Origin of the sequence: Streptomyces sp. NBC_01537 (assembly GCF_045040445.1) — a bacterium.
In the GTDB taxonomy this organism is placed as follows: Bacteria; Actinomycetota; Actinomycetes; order Streptomycetales; family Streptomycetaceae; genus Actinacidiphila.
In genome coordinates this window covers 5,505,315-5,521,031 of sequence record NZ_CP109392.1, presented here as the reverse complement: position 1 = coordinate 5,521,031, position 15,717 = coordinate 5,505,315, and the positions used below count along the sequence as shown (strand labels likewise).

The window sequence follows — 15,717 nt, the reverse complement described above, 5'->3', positions numbered from 1 at the left end:
ATGCTGATGCGCGCTCGCCGATCGAGCCATGCCCGGAAGCGAACGTGAGCGATCATTTACAGCGACAATTACTCCGGCATATGGCTCCGGCGTCAAGGGACCGAATCTCGCCATGCGAACGCCAGTTGGCGCGCCGTCCGCTTGCGCCGAGCGTGCGCCCTTCGTGCGCCCAGCGCATGACCCGGCACTGACCAGGGCGTCAACAGCTACCGAACAGCCACCGGCGCAGGTTGGGCGCACAGGCGCACTGGCCCGTGCGCCCAACCTGCGCCGGTCAAAGAATGAGACGAAGATTACGCTACTTGCCGCGCAGCCACCCGACCAGCGAGTCCCACCACGAACGCCTGGGCGCGGGTACGGGAGTTGCGGCCGGTGCGGCGACGACCGGCTCCGGCTGGGGCTGGGCGACGGGCGGCATCTCGGCCGCCGGTGCCGGCTGCGAGGTACTCGGGGTCTGCACCTGCTCGCCCAGCGGCCTGGCCGGGGTGAACTTCACCGGAAGCTCGACCAGGTGACGGGCGAGGAACGCCGACCGGAAGCTCAGCGAGTGCTCGTCCACCGCCAGTTGGAGGTCGGGCAGTCGCGCCATCAGGGTGTCGATGCCGGTGTCGGCGATGGCACGCCCGATGTCCTGGCCGGGGCACTCGTGCGGGCCGCTGCCGAAGGCCAGGTGCGAGCGGTTGCCGTAGAGGGAGGCGTTCGGGTCGGGGCGGATCTTGGGGTCGAGGTTGCCGGCCGCCACACCGAACATGACCATGTCGCCGGTCCGGATGTACTGGCCGCCCAGCTCGGTGTCGGCGGTGGCATACCGCGCCAGGATGGCCGCCAGCGGCGGCTCGTCCCAGAGCACCTGCTCCAGCGCGTCCGGGAGGGTCATCTGGCCGCCGTTGAGGTGCGCGCGGAAGCGCGGGTCGGTAAGCACCATCTTCAGACCGCTGGCGATCAGGTTGACCGTGGTCTCGTTGGCGGCGGCCAGGATGAGCCGCAGGTGCTGCGCGATCTCCTCGTCGGACAGGTGGGCCTCGTCGCGGCCCAGCCAGGAGGCGATGTTCGCACCCGGGTCGGCGCGCTTGCGCGCCACGAGCTGGTTGCACAGCTCCGTGACGTACTCGTTGCTCTCCAGGGCCGTCTCGGTGCCCATCAGCATGTCCCGGAGGGCCTTGACCAGCTTGGGCCCTTCCTCCTCCGGCATGCCCAGCAACTGGGTCATGACGAGCATCGGCAGCTGCTCGGCGAACTGGGTCACCAGCTCGGCCTTCCCGGACTGGCAGAACTCGTCGACCAGCCGGTTGGAGAAGCGGGTGATGAACTGGCGGATGCCACGGCGGTTGAGGCGGCCGAGGCTGTTGGTGACCGCACCGCGCAGCCGGTCGAACTCGGCCCCGTCGGTGAAGGCGCACACCGGCTGCCAGGCGACCACCGGCATCAGCGGCCAGTCCGCCGGGACCTTCTCTTCCTTGGCCAGGTTCCAGAGCCGCGAGTCCTGGGAGAACCGGGAGGAATTGCGGAGCCCCTCAATGTTCTCGTTGTGGCCCAGAACCAGCCACGCGGGCACATCGCCGGGCAGCAGGACCGGGGCAACCGGTCCGTACTCGGCGCGCAGCTTGTCGTACAGGGCGTGCGGGTCGGCGTCGACCTCGGGCCCGAACATCCGGGTCAGCGTGGTGCCGGCCGCCGCGTCACCGCCCGCATGGGCATGGGCAGGGCACTCGGGGGGTGGGGTGGTCATGATGCCTCCGTTTTCACGGCGAGGGAGTACAGGTAGCGCATCAGGGCCATGAGGACGTCCCGGCTGGAGTCGCGCTTGCGGGCGTCACAGCCGACGATCGGGACATCGTCCGGCAGGTCCAGAGCGGCCCGGAGTTCCTCGAGGGGATAGCCGGGAGCCTCCGGGAAGGTGTTTATCGCGACGACGAAGGGGACCCCGCGCTCCTCCAGTCGTCCGATCACATCGAAGCTGACCTCGAGGCGGCGGGTGTCGACCAGGACCACCGCGCCCAGCGCGCCCTCGAACAGGCCGTTCCACAGGAACCAGAAGCGCTGCTGGCCCGGTGTGCCGAACAGGTACAGCACCAGCTCGCTGTTGATGCTGATCCGGCCGAAGTCCATGGCGACCGTGGTCTCGGACTTGCGCGGGACCCCGGTGGGGTCGTCGACGCCGACCCCGGCCTGGGTCATTGTCTCTTCCGTGGTCAGCGGACGGATCTCGCTCACGGATCCGACCAGGGTCGTCTTGCCGACCCCGAAGCCGCCGACGATCACGACCTTGACGGCGGTTGAGACCGATGACGGCAGTATGTCCTCGCTCCGTGGCCCCGCGACCGCGTCAGAGCTGTTGAAGTCCATGCATCACCGCCTCAATTAGTGCGCGTTCGGGAAGATGAGCCTTGGGGACCGGCGCACGTGCCTCGACGTGCTTCTCCTCAAGGAGGTCCGCAAGGATGACCGTGACCAGGCTGATCGGCAGGCTCGTGTACGCGGAGATCTCCGCAACGGAGAGCGGGGACTCGCACATCCGCAGAATCCCCGCCGCCTCCGGCTGAGTCGTCGGCTGCGGCTCCGACTTGGTCACGATCAGCGTGACCAGGTCGAGAGCCGCCCTCGCACCGGTGCCGGTGCGGCCGCCGGTGACCACGTACATGCGCCCCGGATCGTGCTCGTTGTCCTCTGACTCGGGATCCTGGTCGGCTTCGCTCATGCGGTCCGGCCGTCGTTGCGGGGCGGGCTGGTCAAATGCGCACCGATGCGCGCGACAAGATCACGCATCTGCTGCCCCATCAGGCCGGCATCCACCTCCTCGTCCGCGAGGACGGCGAGGTACGCCCCGGGGCCGGCCGCCATCATGTAGAAGAAGCCACCCGACATCTCGATGACGACCAACCGCATCCGCCCGTCACCGCGCGGGAACTCGGTGCCCACGGCGGCCGCGAGGCTCTGCAGACCGGCGCAGGCTGCCGCCAGGCGGTCGGCGGCGTCCGGGTCGCCGCCGTGCTGGGCCATCCGCAGGCCGTCGGAGGACAGCACGATCACATGCAGCGTCCCCGGAACGCCCTCTGCGAGATCCTTGAGCATCCAGTCCATATTGGCCCGCTGCTGAATCACGGCTTCTCACTCTCATCTAACGACGTCTCGTCACTGTTCTTGCTCGCAGGGGTGACCGGCGGCGTCTCGCCGTTGACTCCGCTCGTGAAAGCGGCCAGCCACAGACCGGGCTGCACCGGATCCTCGGTCTTCGCCTGGTCGGAGGAAGCAGTGACGGTGGCGGGCGGCTGCTGCGACCGTGCCTGTGCCGCGGGAGCGGAGTCCGCGTAAGCGGCCCGGCGGCGGCGCTGGGGCAGCCCGCTCGGGGTCCGTTCGGTCACCACGGTGACTTCGTCGTCATCCGTCGTGGATGCAGCGGGCAGTGAGGCCTTCGGGCCCGAGCTGGGAACGAGCGGCCCCACGGGCCTGATGTCCACCGGCATGCGGCTGGGGTCGGCCTTCACGTTCGACTGGGAGTTGGACGCCGCGCCGATGCCGTGCGCGATACCGGTCGCGGGAGCGGTGGTGATCAGCTCCGACGGCACGATCAGAACGGCTCGCACACCGCCGTACGCGGAGGAGCGGAGCGAGATCTGGAAGCCGTAGTCGCGGCAGAGACGCCCGACCACCGCGAAGCCGAGCCGGGGCGTCTCGCCCAGGTCCTTCAGGTCGATACCGGCCTGCGCCTCGGCGATGGCCTGCTCGGCCCGCGCCATGGCCTCCTCGCTCAGGCCGACGCCGCCGTCCTCGATCTCGATGGCGATGCCGGTCTGCACCTCGACCGCGGACACGTGCACCCGGGTCTGCGGCGGCGAGTAGCGGGTCGCGTTGTCCAGGATCTCGGACAGCGCGTGGATCAGCGGCTCCACACCGGGGCCGACGATGCCGACCTGCGCGATCTTGTGCAGATCGATCCGCTGGTAGTCGGTGATCCGCGACATGGCGCCGCGCATCACGCTGAACAGCGCGACGACCTTGGTCCACTGACGGCCCGGCCGGGCGCCGCCCAGCACCGAGATGCTGTCGGCGAGGCGGCCGACCAGCGCGGTGCCGTGGTCGAGCTTCAGCAGGTCGCCGAAGACGGCGGGCGAGCCGCCGTGCCGGTCCTCCATCTGCCGCAGGTCGCTGGACTGCTGGTTGGTGATCGCCTGGACACGGCGGGCGATGTTGACGAACGCGCGCTGGGAGGACTCGCGGACGTCCTCCTCCGCCGAGACCGCTTCCAGCGCCGAGCGCAGCATCGCCGCGCGGGCAGCCGCGAACTCGGGCGTGAGCCCCTCGTCGAAGTACTCGACGTCCTTGAGTACGTCCTCGACGAACTCGCCCCGCTGGAGCCGGTCGACCGCGTGCGGCAACTGCTGCCGCGCGAGCCGTATGGTCTCCTCTTCCTGGCGGGCCAGATTGTGGCGCAGTTCCGCCACCTGACGGAGCGCGGTTTCACGCAGCGATTCGAGGGCACGCCCGCGCCGGACCGCCTCCGTGGCGACCACGGCCACCGCCACCACTGCCACAACTCCGGTCCAGGCGACGGATGTCCGTGCGCCACCAGGTGCGACCGCCACGGCGATCGCCGCTACTGCGGCTGTCACCCCGGCGGGCAGTAATCCCACGAGGGCAGGGGCGGATCGCCGGTCTCCGGGAGACGAACCTGCACGAACCATCAGCATCCTCAACGATCGCGAGACTACGGGAACGAAGAACGGGAGGGCATCAGCGGAGCCTGAGCAGGCAGGCCTGACCTGGCGTAATTGCGACAACACGCTGAGCCGCAAGTAGCATAGCCGGTTCCGCAGACCAGGGAAGCCGCACCCGAGCATATGCCGCTGTCCCCAAAATGCTTTCTAAGAACGACAGTTCGGACAACCCCCGGCTTCACCCCTACCGAGGGTAAGGCCGATCCCGAAAGTGACCGTTTAATACTCTCTTAAGGCGCCAAAAGATGCCAAGTGGCGGCATACGCCTCTTCATTGGCCCCGGATCGCACCGGGCGCGGGCGCGTCCCGCCCGCTTCGGATTCAGCCGTTCGGGTTACGCGCTCCGGGGCAGCGTCTCGCGCAACTGCCGCAGGAAGGCGGCATTGCTCGGCGTCTGCTTCATCCGGTCGAGCAGCACCTCCAGCGTCGCGCGGGTGTCCCGCTCCTGCAGGGCGCGGCGCAGTCCGCGCACCGCCGCCAGCTCGGAGGGCGGCAGCAGAAGCTCCTCGCGCCGGGTGCCGGAGGGCGTCACATCGACGGCCGGGAAGATCCGCTGGTCGGCGAGGGTGCGGTCCAGGCGCAGTTCCATGTTGCCGGTGCTCTTCAGCTCCTCGAAGAAGTAGTCGTCCGCGCGCGAGCCGGTGTCCACGAGTGCCGTCGCCAGGATGGTGAGCGAACCGCCCTCCTCGGCCAGCCGGGCCGTGCCGAACAGCTTCTTCGGCCCCAGCAGCGCCGCGGCGTCCACGCCGCCGCTCAGCGTGCGGCCGCTGCTCTTCGAACCGCCCTTCGCCCCGGCGTTGTTGTTGTACGCCCGGCAGAGCCGCGTGATGGAGTCCAGGAGGACGACGACATCCTCGCCCAGCTCGACCAGCCGCTTCGCCCGCTCGATCGCGAGCTCCGCGAGGGCGATGTGCTGCGCGGCCGGCCGGTCGAAGGTCGACGCGAGCACCTCCCCGCGTACGGACCGGCGCATGTCGGTGACCTCTTCGGGCCGTTCGTCCAGCAGGACCACCATCAGGTGGCACTCCGGGTGGTTGTCGGCGATGGCGTCCGCCAGCTTCTGCAGGATCACCGTCTTGCCGGTCTTCGGCGGCGCCACGATCAGGCCCCGCTGCCCCTTGCCGACGGGCGCGACCAGGTCGACCAGCCGCGTGGCCAGCCCCGTTGGCGTCGTCTCCAGGCGCAGCCGCTCCCTCGGGTGCAGCGGCGTCAGATGGGCGAACTGCGGCCGCGCGCGCAGCGCCACGGGGTCGGCCGGGCGGCCGTTGACCCGCTCGATGTCGGCGAGGCCGGGCGAGCCCTGGACGAAGTCGCCCTTGCGCAGGCCGTACTGGCGGATCCGGGCCGCCGGAACGGCCACGTCGTGCGGGGACGGCAGGAATTCGGAGGCGCGCAGGAATCCATGGGCGCCGTTCACGATGTCAAGGACACCGGATGTTTGTTCGATAATTTGGGTGGTGGTGCTGGGCATACAGAGGGTCCTTTCGCGAACACGCGAGGAAAGAAACGCGACCGCCGAATCGTCAGGCGATGCGAGGGAGAGAGATGAACGAGCACCGGCGCCACAGAATTAGGCGTACACGAGTGCTGGTTGCAGGGTAACACACCACCCCGACCACGTAGGGTCCCCGGCCCGGCACCCCTCGGGCGGAGCGACCGAGGGGTGCGGGGTGGGGGGATCCCGGTAAGCGGAATTAACAGCTCCAGCAAGGGTTTCCCCGCTTACGGAGGAGTGCCCGGCTTCCCTATGTTTGGCGGCATCTCAGGCGCCGGAGCGGCGCCTCGCGTACCCCCACGCCCATGACATGAGGTCGCCGTGACGTCGCACAAGCATCGCAAGTCCCGTAAGAAGACCGTGGCCGTACTGGTCGCCATGACGGTGCCCGCCGTGGGTATCGCCTACGGCTTCAGCGCCGCGTTCGCCGCCCCGGTGAGCGCGCGGGTCGCTCTGGCCAGCGATGTGGTGCCGGCGGTTGTGCACTCTGCCGAGACGGGCAAGGTGGCGGCAGGCAAGAACGTCAGCGCGACCGTCAGCTTCACGCCGCGCGACCAGGCGGGCCTCAACAGCTTCCTGACGAAGGTGGCGGACCCGAAGGCCAAGGAGTACAAGCACTACCTGACGGTCAGCCAGTTCGCGGCCCGCTACGGGGCGACGGCGGCGACCGTGGCCAAGACCACGAAGTACCTGAAGTCGCAGGGTCTGACGGTCGGCGCGGTCTCCGCCAACCACCTCTCCGTCGGGGTGAGCGGCAGCGCGGCGAAAGTCGAGAAGGCGTTCGGCACCCACCTCGCGAACTTCCGCGAGAAGGGGAGCAAGCACACGTACTTCGCCAACACCGCGGCCCCGACCCTGCCGCGCGACATAGCCGCGCAGATAGCCGACGTCGCGGGCCTCAACGACTATGCGAAGTACCACAGGAACACGGTCCGGCCGAAGGCCACCAGCAAGGCGGTCTCCGGCCTCACGCCGGTGAAGGCCCGCAAGGCCTACAACCTGACCTCCACCATCAGCGCCGGCTACGACGGCACGGGCTCGACCGTCGGCCTGGTGGAGTTCTCCGCCTTCAGCCAGTCGGACATCAACGCCTACGACAGCCAGTTCTCGCTGAGCCCGTCCACCCCGACGGTCGTCAAGGCCGCGGGCGGCACCACCGACAAGTCGGGCCAGGACGAGGTCGACCTGGACATCGAGGTCGTCCAGGCCCTCGCGCCCGGCGCGGCCATCAAGGTCTACGAGGCCCCGAACAGCGACGCGGGCGAGACGGCCCTGTACGCGAAGATGGTCAGCGACAACGTGCCGGTCATCTCCATCAGCTGGGGCATCAACGAGGCCGGTGAGACCTCCTCGAACCGCACCGCCCTCAACACCGACTTCAAGGAGGCCGCCGCCCAGGGCCAGTCCGTCTACGCCGCCTCCGGCGACGACGGCTCCGACGACGCCGGCGACGGCGGCACCTCGGTGGACTTCCCCGCCTCCGACCCGTACGTCACCGGCACCGGCGGCACGAAGCTGACCATCACCTCCACCGGTACGTACACCAAGGAGACCGGCTGGACCGGCAGCGGCGGCGGTGTCTCCACCCTCTTCGCCAAACCGAGCTTCCAGTCCTCCGTCAACACCGGCTCCAAGCGCACCGTGCCGGACGTGGCGGCCGACGCCGACCCGGCCAGCGGCTGGGCGGTGTACAGCGGCGGCTCCTGGGGCGTCATCGGCGGCACCAGCGGCGCGGCCCCGAACTGGGCGGCCTTCACCGCCGTGTACAACAGCGAGGTGTCCGTCCCCTTCGGCTACGCCAACTCCACCATCTACGACCTGGCCTCCTCCTCCAGCTACAGCACCGCCTTCCATGACGTGACCAGCGGCAGCAACGGCGCCTTCAGCGCCGGCACCGGCTACGACAAGGTCACCGGCTGGGGCTCGTACAACGGCGCGAAGTTCATCGCGGCCGAGCTGGGCTAGGGCCTGTCCGGCAGGGCATAAGCAGGGAGGGGGACCGGGCAACTGCCCGGTCCCCCTCTGTCAGTTCAGGCTCGGTACGGCGCCGCCTTCGACTACCGCGACAGCGACCCCCGGCAGGTGCGCGGCCCACCTGTCGGCGATCCCCGCCAACCCGGCCGGGTCCGGCGGGTTTTGGCCGAGGCCGATCGCGTACCGCGCCGACGCCGGGCCGGTCTCGAAGGTGCGCGGCCAGGCGTGGGCGTCCGCCACCCCGGCGTCTTCCAGGGCGGTGAGCAGTGCCCGTACGCGGCCCCGGGCGCGGCCCAGGGTTTCCTCGAACTCCTCGGCGCGGGGCGGGCGTACGGTCAGGACCAGCCAGGCGGCGTGGCGGCGGTGCAGGGGCGGCGGGGCGAGCAGCCCGGGCCAGGCGGATTCCGTGGCCGTCTCCAGGGTTTCCCAGGCACGGTAGAGCTCCTGGACCAGCAGGTCGCGGTAGCCGGGGCCGACCTGTGCGGTGCACGAGCGCACCGGGTGGCTCGGGGTCATGACCGCGACCGCCGTCGGCTGCGGTGGCGTGAGGGCGGGCGCGAGGCCGATCGGCTCCCGCCAGTCCCAGGCCGCCCAGGTGGCGAAGAAGTGCCGGAGGAGGTCGTCCGAGGGCAGCTGCGGGGCCTCGCGGGTCGTGCGCGCGGCCAGTACGGACCAGGCCAAGCCCGGCAGTCCGCCGAAGGGGGCCGAGTCGAGGCCGCGTGCTTCGCCCAGGCCTTCACCTGCCGGGCGAGCCGGGCGAAGGCGGCATGGTGGCCGCCGACGGCGGCTCGTACGGCGTCGGCGTCGGTGACCGCGCTCAGCGCGATCGCGGCCGCCTCGGAACGTACCGCCCACAGCGCGGCGGCCGGGCCCAGTCCGTTCTCCACGACGGCGGCATGCATCCAGTGCGTATTGGTCTGTACGTGTCCCCCGCGCACCCACTTGGCCACCCGCAGGCCGAACTCCTCCCGCCCGAACGCCTCGGCGGTCCGCACCACGTAACCCTCCTGCCGCGTGGTGTCCGGCCGCAGGGCCCGTAGCGCCCGCTCGTCGAAGACGCCCCGCCACAGCACCCGGGGCACCGGGACCCCCAGCCGCCGCAGAAACCGCACCGTACGGTCCCACTCCAGGCAGCGCTCGCCGTCCCAGACCGAGAAACCGTAGAACCAGCTCTCCAGCTCCTGGTACCCGATCGAGTGCCGCGCGCAGAGGTTCTCCCCGCAGACCCGCCAGCCCTGCGGGATCGCCGGCCCGATCCGCCCCTGCAGGCCCTTGACCCAGGCTCGCGAAGGGTGGTGCGCCGAATCCAGCGACCGGGCGTGCAGCCCGTCGGCGTACAGGGTGGTGTTCTCCCCGTCCAGCTTCTCGGTGACCACCACCTCGCGGCCCCGCAGCCCCGCGAGGTCACCGGCGCGCACATCGTCCGGCGCGGCCCCCGGGGACCATGGCAGATGCGGCGTACGGGGATAGTGCACGCGCATGTGGAGAGCGGGGCCATCGAATAAGTGGCCTGCAAGGCCAGGACCCCACAGCCCCCCTTGCGTCGATTTGTCCGATTCTGGCGCGGCGGGCACCCTGGGGGGTATGGAGAACGGACAGGCCGTTTCCCACGCCGCCACGGCCACCGTCAGCCTCCAGGGGATCGTGACCGGCTGGAGCGAGGGAGCCAGGCGGCTGCTGGGCTATGGCGCGGCAGAGGTCGTGGGGCGTGCCGCGGCCGGGCTGCTGGCTGACGGCGCATCCGTGGCCGGGCCGGAGTTCTCACCCGGGCCTGAGTTCTCGCGGGAGTGGAGCGGCCCGGCGGCGCTGCGGCACCGGGACGGCCGGCGCGTGGAGCTGGGGCTGAGCGCGTATCCGTCGCTGGGGGGTGACGGCCGGGCCCAGGCGTGGGTGGTGTCGGCCGGGCAGGGGGACGGCGGCAGGGGGCAGGAGTCGGCCCGGCAGCGGCTGGCGCTGCTGAACGAGGCGGGCACGCGGATCGGGACCACGCTGGACGTGGTGCGCACGGCGCGGGAGCTCGCGCAGCTGGCGGTGCCGCTGCTGGCGGACTTTGTGAGCGTGGACCTGCTGGACTCGGTGCTGCAGGGCGAGGAGCCGGTCGCCGGGCCGGTCGACGCGGAGGTGGTGCTGCGCCGGGTCGCGCACGAGTCGGGGACCGAGGGCGCCCCCGAGGCCGTCATCGGCCTGGGGGAGGTGGACACCTACCCGGGATACTCCGCGCCGGCCCGCGCCCTGGCCACCGGCCGGCCGCTGCTCAGCAGCCTGGAGGATCCCGACATCGTCAGATGGCTCGCGAGCCACGCGAGCCGGAACGCCACCGTCCGGACCCACGGCTTCCACTCCAGCATGTCCGTCCCGCTGCGGGCCCGGGGGATCACGCTCGGGGTGGCCGTCTTCGTCCGCAAGACCCCGTCGGCGCACTTCGAGCAGGACGACCTGGTGCTCGCCGAGGAGCTGGCCGGGCGGGCGGCCGTCTGCATCGACAACGCGCGCCGCTACACCCGCGAGCACAACACGGCGCTGGCACTGCAGCGCAGCCTCCTGCCGCGGGGGTTCCCCGGGCAGGCCGCGGTCGAGGTCGCGTTCCGCTATCTGCCGGCCGGCACGCAGGCCGGGGTGGGGGGCGACTGGTTCGACGTGATCCCGCTGTCCGGTACCCGGGTGGCCCTGGTGGTCGGCGATGTCGTGGGCCACGGCATCCATGCCTCCGCCACCATGGGCCGCCTGCGCACGGCGGTGCGCACCCTGGCCGACGTGGACCTGCCGCCGGACGAGCTGCTCACCCATCTGGACGACCTGGTCACCCACCTCAACTCGGACGAGTCGGACCTGACCGGTGACCGCGGCGCCACCTGCCTGTACGCCGTCTACGACCCGGTCTCCCGCACCTGCACCATCGCCAGCGCCGGCCATCCCCCACCGGTCGTACTGCTCCCCGACGGCACGGTCAGCGTGGTCCGGCTGTCCCCCGGGCCCCCGCTGGGCGTGGGCGGGCTGCCGTTCGAGGCGACGGAGCTGGAGCTGCCCGAGGGCAGCCTGCTGGCCTTCTACACCGACGGCCTGATCGAGAGCCGCGAGCGCGACATCGGCGCCGGCCTGGACCAGCTGTGCCAGGCGATGGCCACCCGCAGCCCCACGCTGGAGATCACCTGCGACGCCCTGCTGAAGGCGCTGCTCCCCGACAGCCCCTCCGACGACGTCGCCCTGCTCCTCGCCCGTACCCGCGTCCTGCACACCGACCAGGTCGCCACCTGGGCCCTGCCCGCCAACCCCGCGATCGTCGCCGACGCCCGCGCCCAGGCCTCCCGCCAGCTCGCCGTCTGGGGGCTGCAGGAGTCCTCGTACATCACCGAGCTGGTGGTGAGCGAGCTGGTCACCAACGCCATCCGGTACGGGGGCGTCCCCATCGGGCTGCGGCTGATCCGCGACCGCACGCTGATCTGCGAGGTCTCCGACGCCAGCAGCACCGCCCCCCATCTGCGCCGCGCCCGCACCTACGACGAGGGCGGCCGCGGGCTGCACATGGTCGCCCAGCTCACCCAGGGCTGGGGCACCCGCCAGACCCTCACCGGAAAGACCATCTGGGCCGAGCAACCCCTGCCGGTCGGCTGACGATGGAACCGGAGATGGAGACGGAACGGCGTACGCACACCCTCGGGCTCGTCTACCCGCCGGCCGGTCCCGACCACGACTACACCGGGATGCAGCTCACTTTCATCGGGGGCATCGCCGAGTACGCGGCGGGACACGACTACGACCTGCTGCTCTCCCCCAGCGACGCGGAGGGCGACGCCTCGTTCCGGCGGATGGTCGGCGACCGGCGGGTGGACGGCCTGATCCTCATGGAGATCCGGCGGGAGGACGACCGGGTCGACCACCTGCTGAAGGCGTCCCTCCCCTTCGTCACCATGGGGCGGAACCGCAGGTCGGACGAGATGAGCTGGGTCGACCTGGACTTCGCCGGGCTGGCGGCCGGCTGCGTACGTCACCTGTGCGACCTGGGCCACGAGAGGATCGCCTTCGTCAACCGGTCCGAACAGCTCTTCCAGATCGGGTACGGCCCCTCGCACCTCGGGCTTGAGGGCTTCACCAAGACCATGGCGGAGCTGGGCCTGACCGGGAACACGTACCAGTGCGGCGACGACTTCGCCTCGGGCGAGAGCTGCCTGGAGCGGATCCTGCGGGACGACCCGGCGACCAGCTCGCTGGTCACCATGAACGAGGCCGCCCTCGGGGGCCTGTACCTCGGGCTCATCCGCCACGGCCGCAGCGTGCCGCGGGACTTCTCCGTCGTCGGCGTGGTGGCCGGCACCTGGGCGGAGCGGGTGACCCCCGCCCTGACGGCGGCCGAGGTGCCCGCCCGCGAGATGAGCCGGGTCTCGGTGGAGCTGATGGTGGAACGGCTCGCCTCGCCCGAGGCCCCTCCCCGGCACGTCCTGCTCAGGCCCCTGATCTCGCTGCGGGCCAGCACCGGCCCCTTCCGCCCGGCCCCCGGGGACGAGTCCGACCTGGACGACCTGGACGACCTCAACTTCTGACCCTTGGAGCCAAGCATGTCGCAGACCGTCGACCGTCGTGGTTTCCTTCGTGCGGCCGGCGCGGCCGGTGCGGGAGCCGCCGCCGTCGGCCTCGGCGGTGCCCTGGCCTCCTGCGGTTCCGGCCAGAAGGGCACGGTCACCCTCACCTGGTGGGACTACTTCACCCCGCCGAACTTCCAGGCCGGCTCGAAGGCGCTCATCGCCGACATCGAGTCCGCCATCCCCGGCGTGAAGATCCGGCGCCGGGCCTTCCCCTTCGCCGACCTGGTCAACGCCCTCACCCTCGGCGCGGTCTCCGGCGATCTCCCGGACATCGCCATCATCGACAACGTCTCCATGAACTCCCTCGGCAGCAGCGGACTGCTCGCCGACCTCACCGACCGGGTCAAGGCCTGGGGCCAGGCGTCGAAGTACTACCACGGCCCCTGGGCCAGCTGCCAGATCGGCGGGAAGACCCTGGGGATCCCCAACAACAGCAACTGCCTGGCCCTCTACTACAACACCGAGCTGCTGCGGGCCGCCGGTGTGAAACCCCCCGCCACCTGGGACGAACTGGCCGACACCGCCCAGCGGCTGACCTCCGGGGACCGCTTCGGACTGGCGATCAGCGCGATCAAAACCGAGGAGGGCACCTTCCAGTTCCTGCCCTTCCTGTGGCAGGCCGGCGGCGACCTGAACACCTTCTCCACCTACGGCGCCACCGCGCTGTCCTTCATCGGGGACCTGGTCGTCAAGGGCTCGCTGTCCCCCAGCTGCGTGGGCTGGACCCAGCAGGACGTCAACGCCCGGTTCATCACCGGACGCGCCGCCATGCAGATCAACGGCCCCTGGCAGGTCCCCACCCTCAAGAAGGCCGACCTGGAGTGGAACGTCGTCCCCCTGCCCTCCGACAAGACCTCCGCCACCTGCCTCGGCGGCGAGAACTGGGTGCTGATGGCGGGCGGCAAGCACCTGGACACGGCCTGGGAGGTCCTGGAGTACAGCCAGAAACCCTCGGCCCTGGTGCCCTACCTGGAGGCCTTCGGCGACCTCCCCGCGCGCAGCGATCTGGCGCATTCGGGGACATGGGCGTCCGACCCGGTGCTGGAGCTCTTCATCAGCCAGCTGTCCATCGCCCGGCCCCGGCTGTACGGGGCGCACTACACCGACGCGTCGACGGCTGTCGCCGAGGCGGAGCAGGCGGTGATCACGGGGTCGGCGACACCCCGCGCGGCGGCAGCCGCGGCGGCAACGAAGATCAACACGGCGCTGGGTCGGTCGTGACCCCCAAACGCCCGTCGGGCGTGTCCTCAAACGCCGGACGGGCTGGATGGTTCTCGCTGCCCGGGCTTGTTTTCCTGGCCCTGTTCCTGGCCTACCCGCTGCTCTACAACGCCTGGAACTCGGTCCACGACGTGGGGTTGCGCAGCCTGCTCGGCGGGCCGGCCCCCTTCGACGGGCTGGCCAACTACCGGGCCGTCGTGGCCGACCCGGCCTTCTGGCATGCCGTACGCGCGTCGCTGGTGTTCACCGCCGGGTCGCTGGTGTTCCAGTTCACGATCGGCTTCGCGCTGGCCCTGCTCTTCGCGCGGCCGTTCCCGCTGAACGGGCTGCTGCGGTCGCTGCTGCTGATGGCCTGGCTGCTGCCGCCGGTGGTCAGCGGCACGCTGTTCAAGTGGATGCTCGACGGCGACTCGGGCGCGTACAACGCGCTGCTGCGCTCATCGGGGCTGGGGGCGCTGTCGCACGACTGGCTCAGCGACCCGGGCACCGCGCTGGGCGGGGTGATCTTCGCCAACATCTGGGTGGGGGTGCCCTTCAACATGCTGCTGCTCCTGGTCGGGCTGCACGGCATCGACCGCGAGCTGCACGAGGCGGCCGCCATCGACGGTGCGAACGCGTGGCAGCGATTCCGGCTGATCACGCTCCCGCTGATGCGGCCGGTGTCGGTGACGGTGCTGCTGCTGGGCCTGATCTACACGTTCAAGGTCTTCGACCTGGTCTTCGTGATGACGGGAGGCGGCCCGGTCGACGCCACCGACGTGCTGTCGCTCTACGTCTACCAGGTCTTCTTCACGTACTTCCGGTTCGGCCAGGGCGCCGCCGCCGGGCTGCTGCTGCTCGCGGTGCCGCTGCTCGCGGCGGGGCTCTACGTACGCCGGCTGCGCCGCGAGGAGAGGGCGGGAGCATGAAGCCGCCCCGGCAGCCCTGGCTGCTCACCGCGGCCGCGGTGCTGATCACGGCGGTGTTCCTGCTGCCGGTGCTTTGGATGGTCAGCACCAGTCTGAAGAAGCCGGACCGGATCCTGGTGGCGCATCCGCAGTGGATCCCGGCGCCGTTCACGACGCAGAACTACGCGACGGCGTTCGCGAACGAAGCGCTGACCAGGGCCCTGCTCAACAGCCTGGTGATCTCCTGCGGCGTGGTCGCCCTCACCCTGGTGCTCGGTGTGCCGCTCGGCTACGCGCTCGCCCGGCTGCCGATGCGCGGCGCGGGGTCCCTGGTGCTCGCGCTGCTCATCGCCCAGCTGCTGCCGAGCATCGTGCTGGCGGCCCCGCTGTTCATCCTGGAGCGCCGCGCCGGGCTGGACGACACCTACCTGGGCCTGATCGCCGCCGACACGACCCTCACCCTGCCCTTCGCGGTGATCGTGCTGCGTCCGCTGCTGCGCGCGGTCCCGGTCGAGCTGGAGGAGGCGGCGCTGGTCGACGGGTGCGGGCGGCTCGGCGTGCTGCTGCGTATCGTCGTTCCGGTGATGGTGCCCGGGCTGGTCGCGGTGGCGGGGCTGTCCTTCCTGCTCGGCTGGGGCGAGTTCATCTTCGGCCTCACCCTCGCGAAGCAGCCGGACGTACAGCCGGTCACCGTCGTGCTGAACACCTTCGCCGGGCAGTACGGCACCTCATGGGGGCCGCTGATGGCCACCGCGACGATCGTCGGGGTTCCCGTGGTGTGCGTGTTCGCGATCTTCCAGCGTTTCATCGTCGGCGGGCTCACCGCAGGAAGCGTCAAGGCCTGA

Annotated in this window: 13 protein-coding genes and 1 pseudogene; 6 read left to right on the top strand and 8 right to left on the bottom strand. The window is 70.7% G+C overall.

Annotated elements, in window-relative coordinates; translation table 11 throughout:
• Positions 1–298: 298 nt before the first annotated feature.
• The 6 genes from OG607_RS25520 to rho form a co-directional block, all read right to left on the bottom strand.
• A complete protein-coding gene (locus OG607_RS25520; RefSeq protein ID WP_405727836.1) occupies positions 299–1,729 on the bottom strand; it encodes a cytochrome P450 in 1,431 nt (476 codons plus the stop codon).
• Complete coding sequence (locus OG607_RS25515; protein ID WP_405727833.1) at positions 1,726–2,346, bottom strand: GTP-binding protein; 621 nt, start codon at positions 2,344–2,346, stop codon at positions 1,726–1,728. Before OG607_RS25515 ends, OG607_RS25520 begins: the two co-directional genes overlap by 4 nt.
• Positions 2,327–2,698 (bottom strand): DUF742 domain-containing protein, encoded by a 372-nt coding sequence (locus OG607_RS25510; RefSeq protein ID WP_405727830.1) that lies wholly within the window; start codon positions 2,696–2,698, stop codon positions 2,327–2,329. The genes OG607_RS25515 and OG607_RS25510 overlap by 20 nt, the downstream gene beginning before the upstream one ends.
• On the bottom strand, positions 2,695–3,102 hold the full coding sequence (locus OG607_RS25505) for a roadblock/LC7 domain-containing protein (RefSeq protein ID WP_329316583.1): 408 nt from the start codon (positions 3,100–3,102) through the stop codon (positions 2,695–2,697). Before OG607_RS25505 ends, OG607_RS25510 begins: the two co-directional genes overlap by 4 nt.
• A complete protein-coding gene (locus tag OG607_RS25500; RefSeq protein WP_405727827.1) occupies positions 3,099–4,682 on the bottom strand; it encodes an ATP-binding protein in 1,584 nt (527 codons plus the stop codon). Before OG607_RS25500 ends, OG607_RS25505 begins: the two co-directional genes overlap by 4 nt.
• Positions 4,683–5,049: 367 nt before the next feature.
• A complete protein-coding gene (gene rho / locus OG607_RS25495; protein WP_405727824.1) occupies positions 5,050–6,186 on the bottom strand; it encodes a transcription termination factor Rho in 1,137 nt (378 codons plus the stop codon).
• Between the two features lie 345 nt (positions 6,187–6,531).
• Here rho and OG607_RS25490 point away from each other — a divergent pair, with 345 nt between their 5' ends.
• Positions 6,532–8,175 carry a protease pro-enzyme activation domain-containing protein gene (locus OG607_RS25490; RefSeq protein WP_405727821.1) on the top strand — a complete coding sequence of 548 codons (1,644 nt, stop codon included), beginning with the start codon at positions 6,532–6,534 and terminating at the stop codon, positions 8,173–8,175.
• Positions 8,176–8,235: 60 nt separating this feature from the next.
• Here OG607_RS25490 and OG607_RS25485 read toward each other — a convergent pair whose 3' ends face one another.
• Together OG607_RS25485 and OG607_RS25480 are read right to left on the bottom strand one after the other, a co-directional pair.
• A complete protein-coding gene (locus OG607_RS25485) occupies positions 8,236–8,700 on the bottom strand; it encodes a hypothetical protein (protein WP_405727818.1) in 465 nt (154 codons plus the stop codon).
• A gap of 256 nt (positions 8,701–8,956) precedes the next feature.
• Positions 8,957–9,665: pseudogene (locus tag OG607_RS25480) on the bottom strand (RNA ligase family protein); the annotation flags it as partial.
• A 103-nt stretch (positions 9,666–9,768) separates the two neighbouring features.
• On the opposite strand from OG607_RS25480, the gene OG607_RS25475 reads away from it, so the two are divergent.
• The 5 genes from OG607_RS25475 to OG607_RS25455 are packed head-to-tail and all read left to right on the top strand — an operon-like array spanning position 9,769 to position 15,717.
• On the top strand, positions 9,769–11,796 hold the full coding sequence (locus OG607_RS25475) for a SpoIIE family protein phosphatase (protein ID WP_405727815.1): 2,028 nt from the start codon (positions 9,769–9,771) through the stop codon (positions 11,794–11,796).
• A gap of 14 nt (positions 11,797–11,810) precedes the next feature.
• On the top strand, positions 11,811–12,722 hold the full coding sequence (locus OG607_RS25470; RefSeq protein ID WP_405727812.1) for a LacI family DNA-binding transcriptional regulator: 912 nt from the start codon (positions 11,811–11,813) through the stop codon (positions 12,720–12,722).
• A gap of 15 nt (positions 12,723–12,737) precedes the next feature.
• Complete coding sequence (locus OG607_RS25465; RefSeq protein ID WP_405727809.1) at positions 12,738–13,985, top strand: ABC transporter substrate-binding protein; 1,248 nt, start codon at positions 12,738–12,740, stop codon at positions 13,983–13,985.
• Positions 13,986–14,005: 20 nt separating this feature from the next.
• Entirely contained in the window at positions 14,006–14,893 is an 888-nt protein-coding gene (locus tag OG607_RS25460; RefSeq protein WP_405727806.1) for a carbohydrate ABC transporter permease, read from the top strand.
• Entirely contained in the window at positions 14,890–15,717 is an 828-nt protein-coding gene (locus tag OG607_RS25455) for a carbohydrate ABC transporter permease (RefSeq protein WP_405727803.1), read from the top strand. Before OG607_RS25460 ends, OG607_RS25455 begins: the two co-directional genes overlap by 4 nt.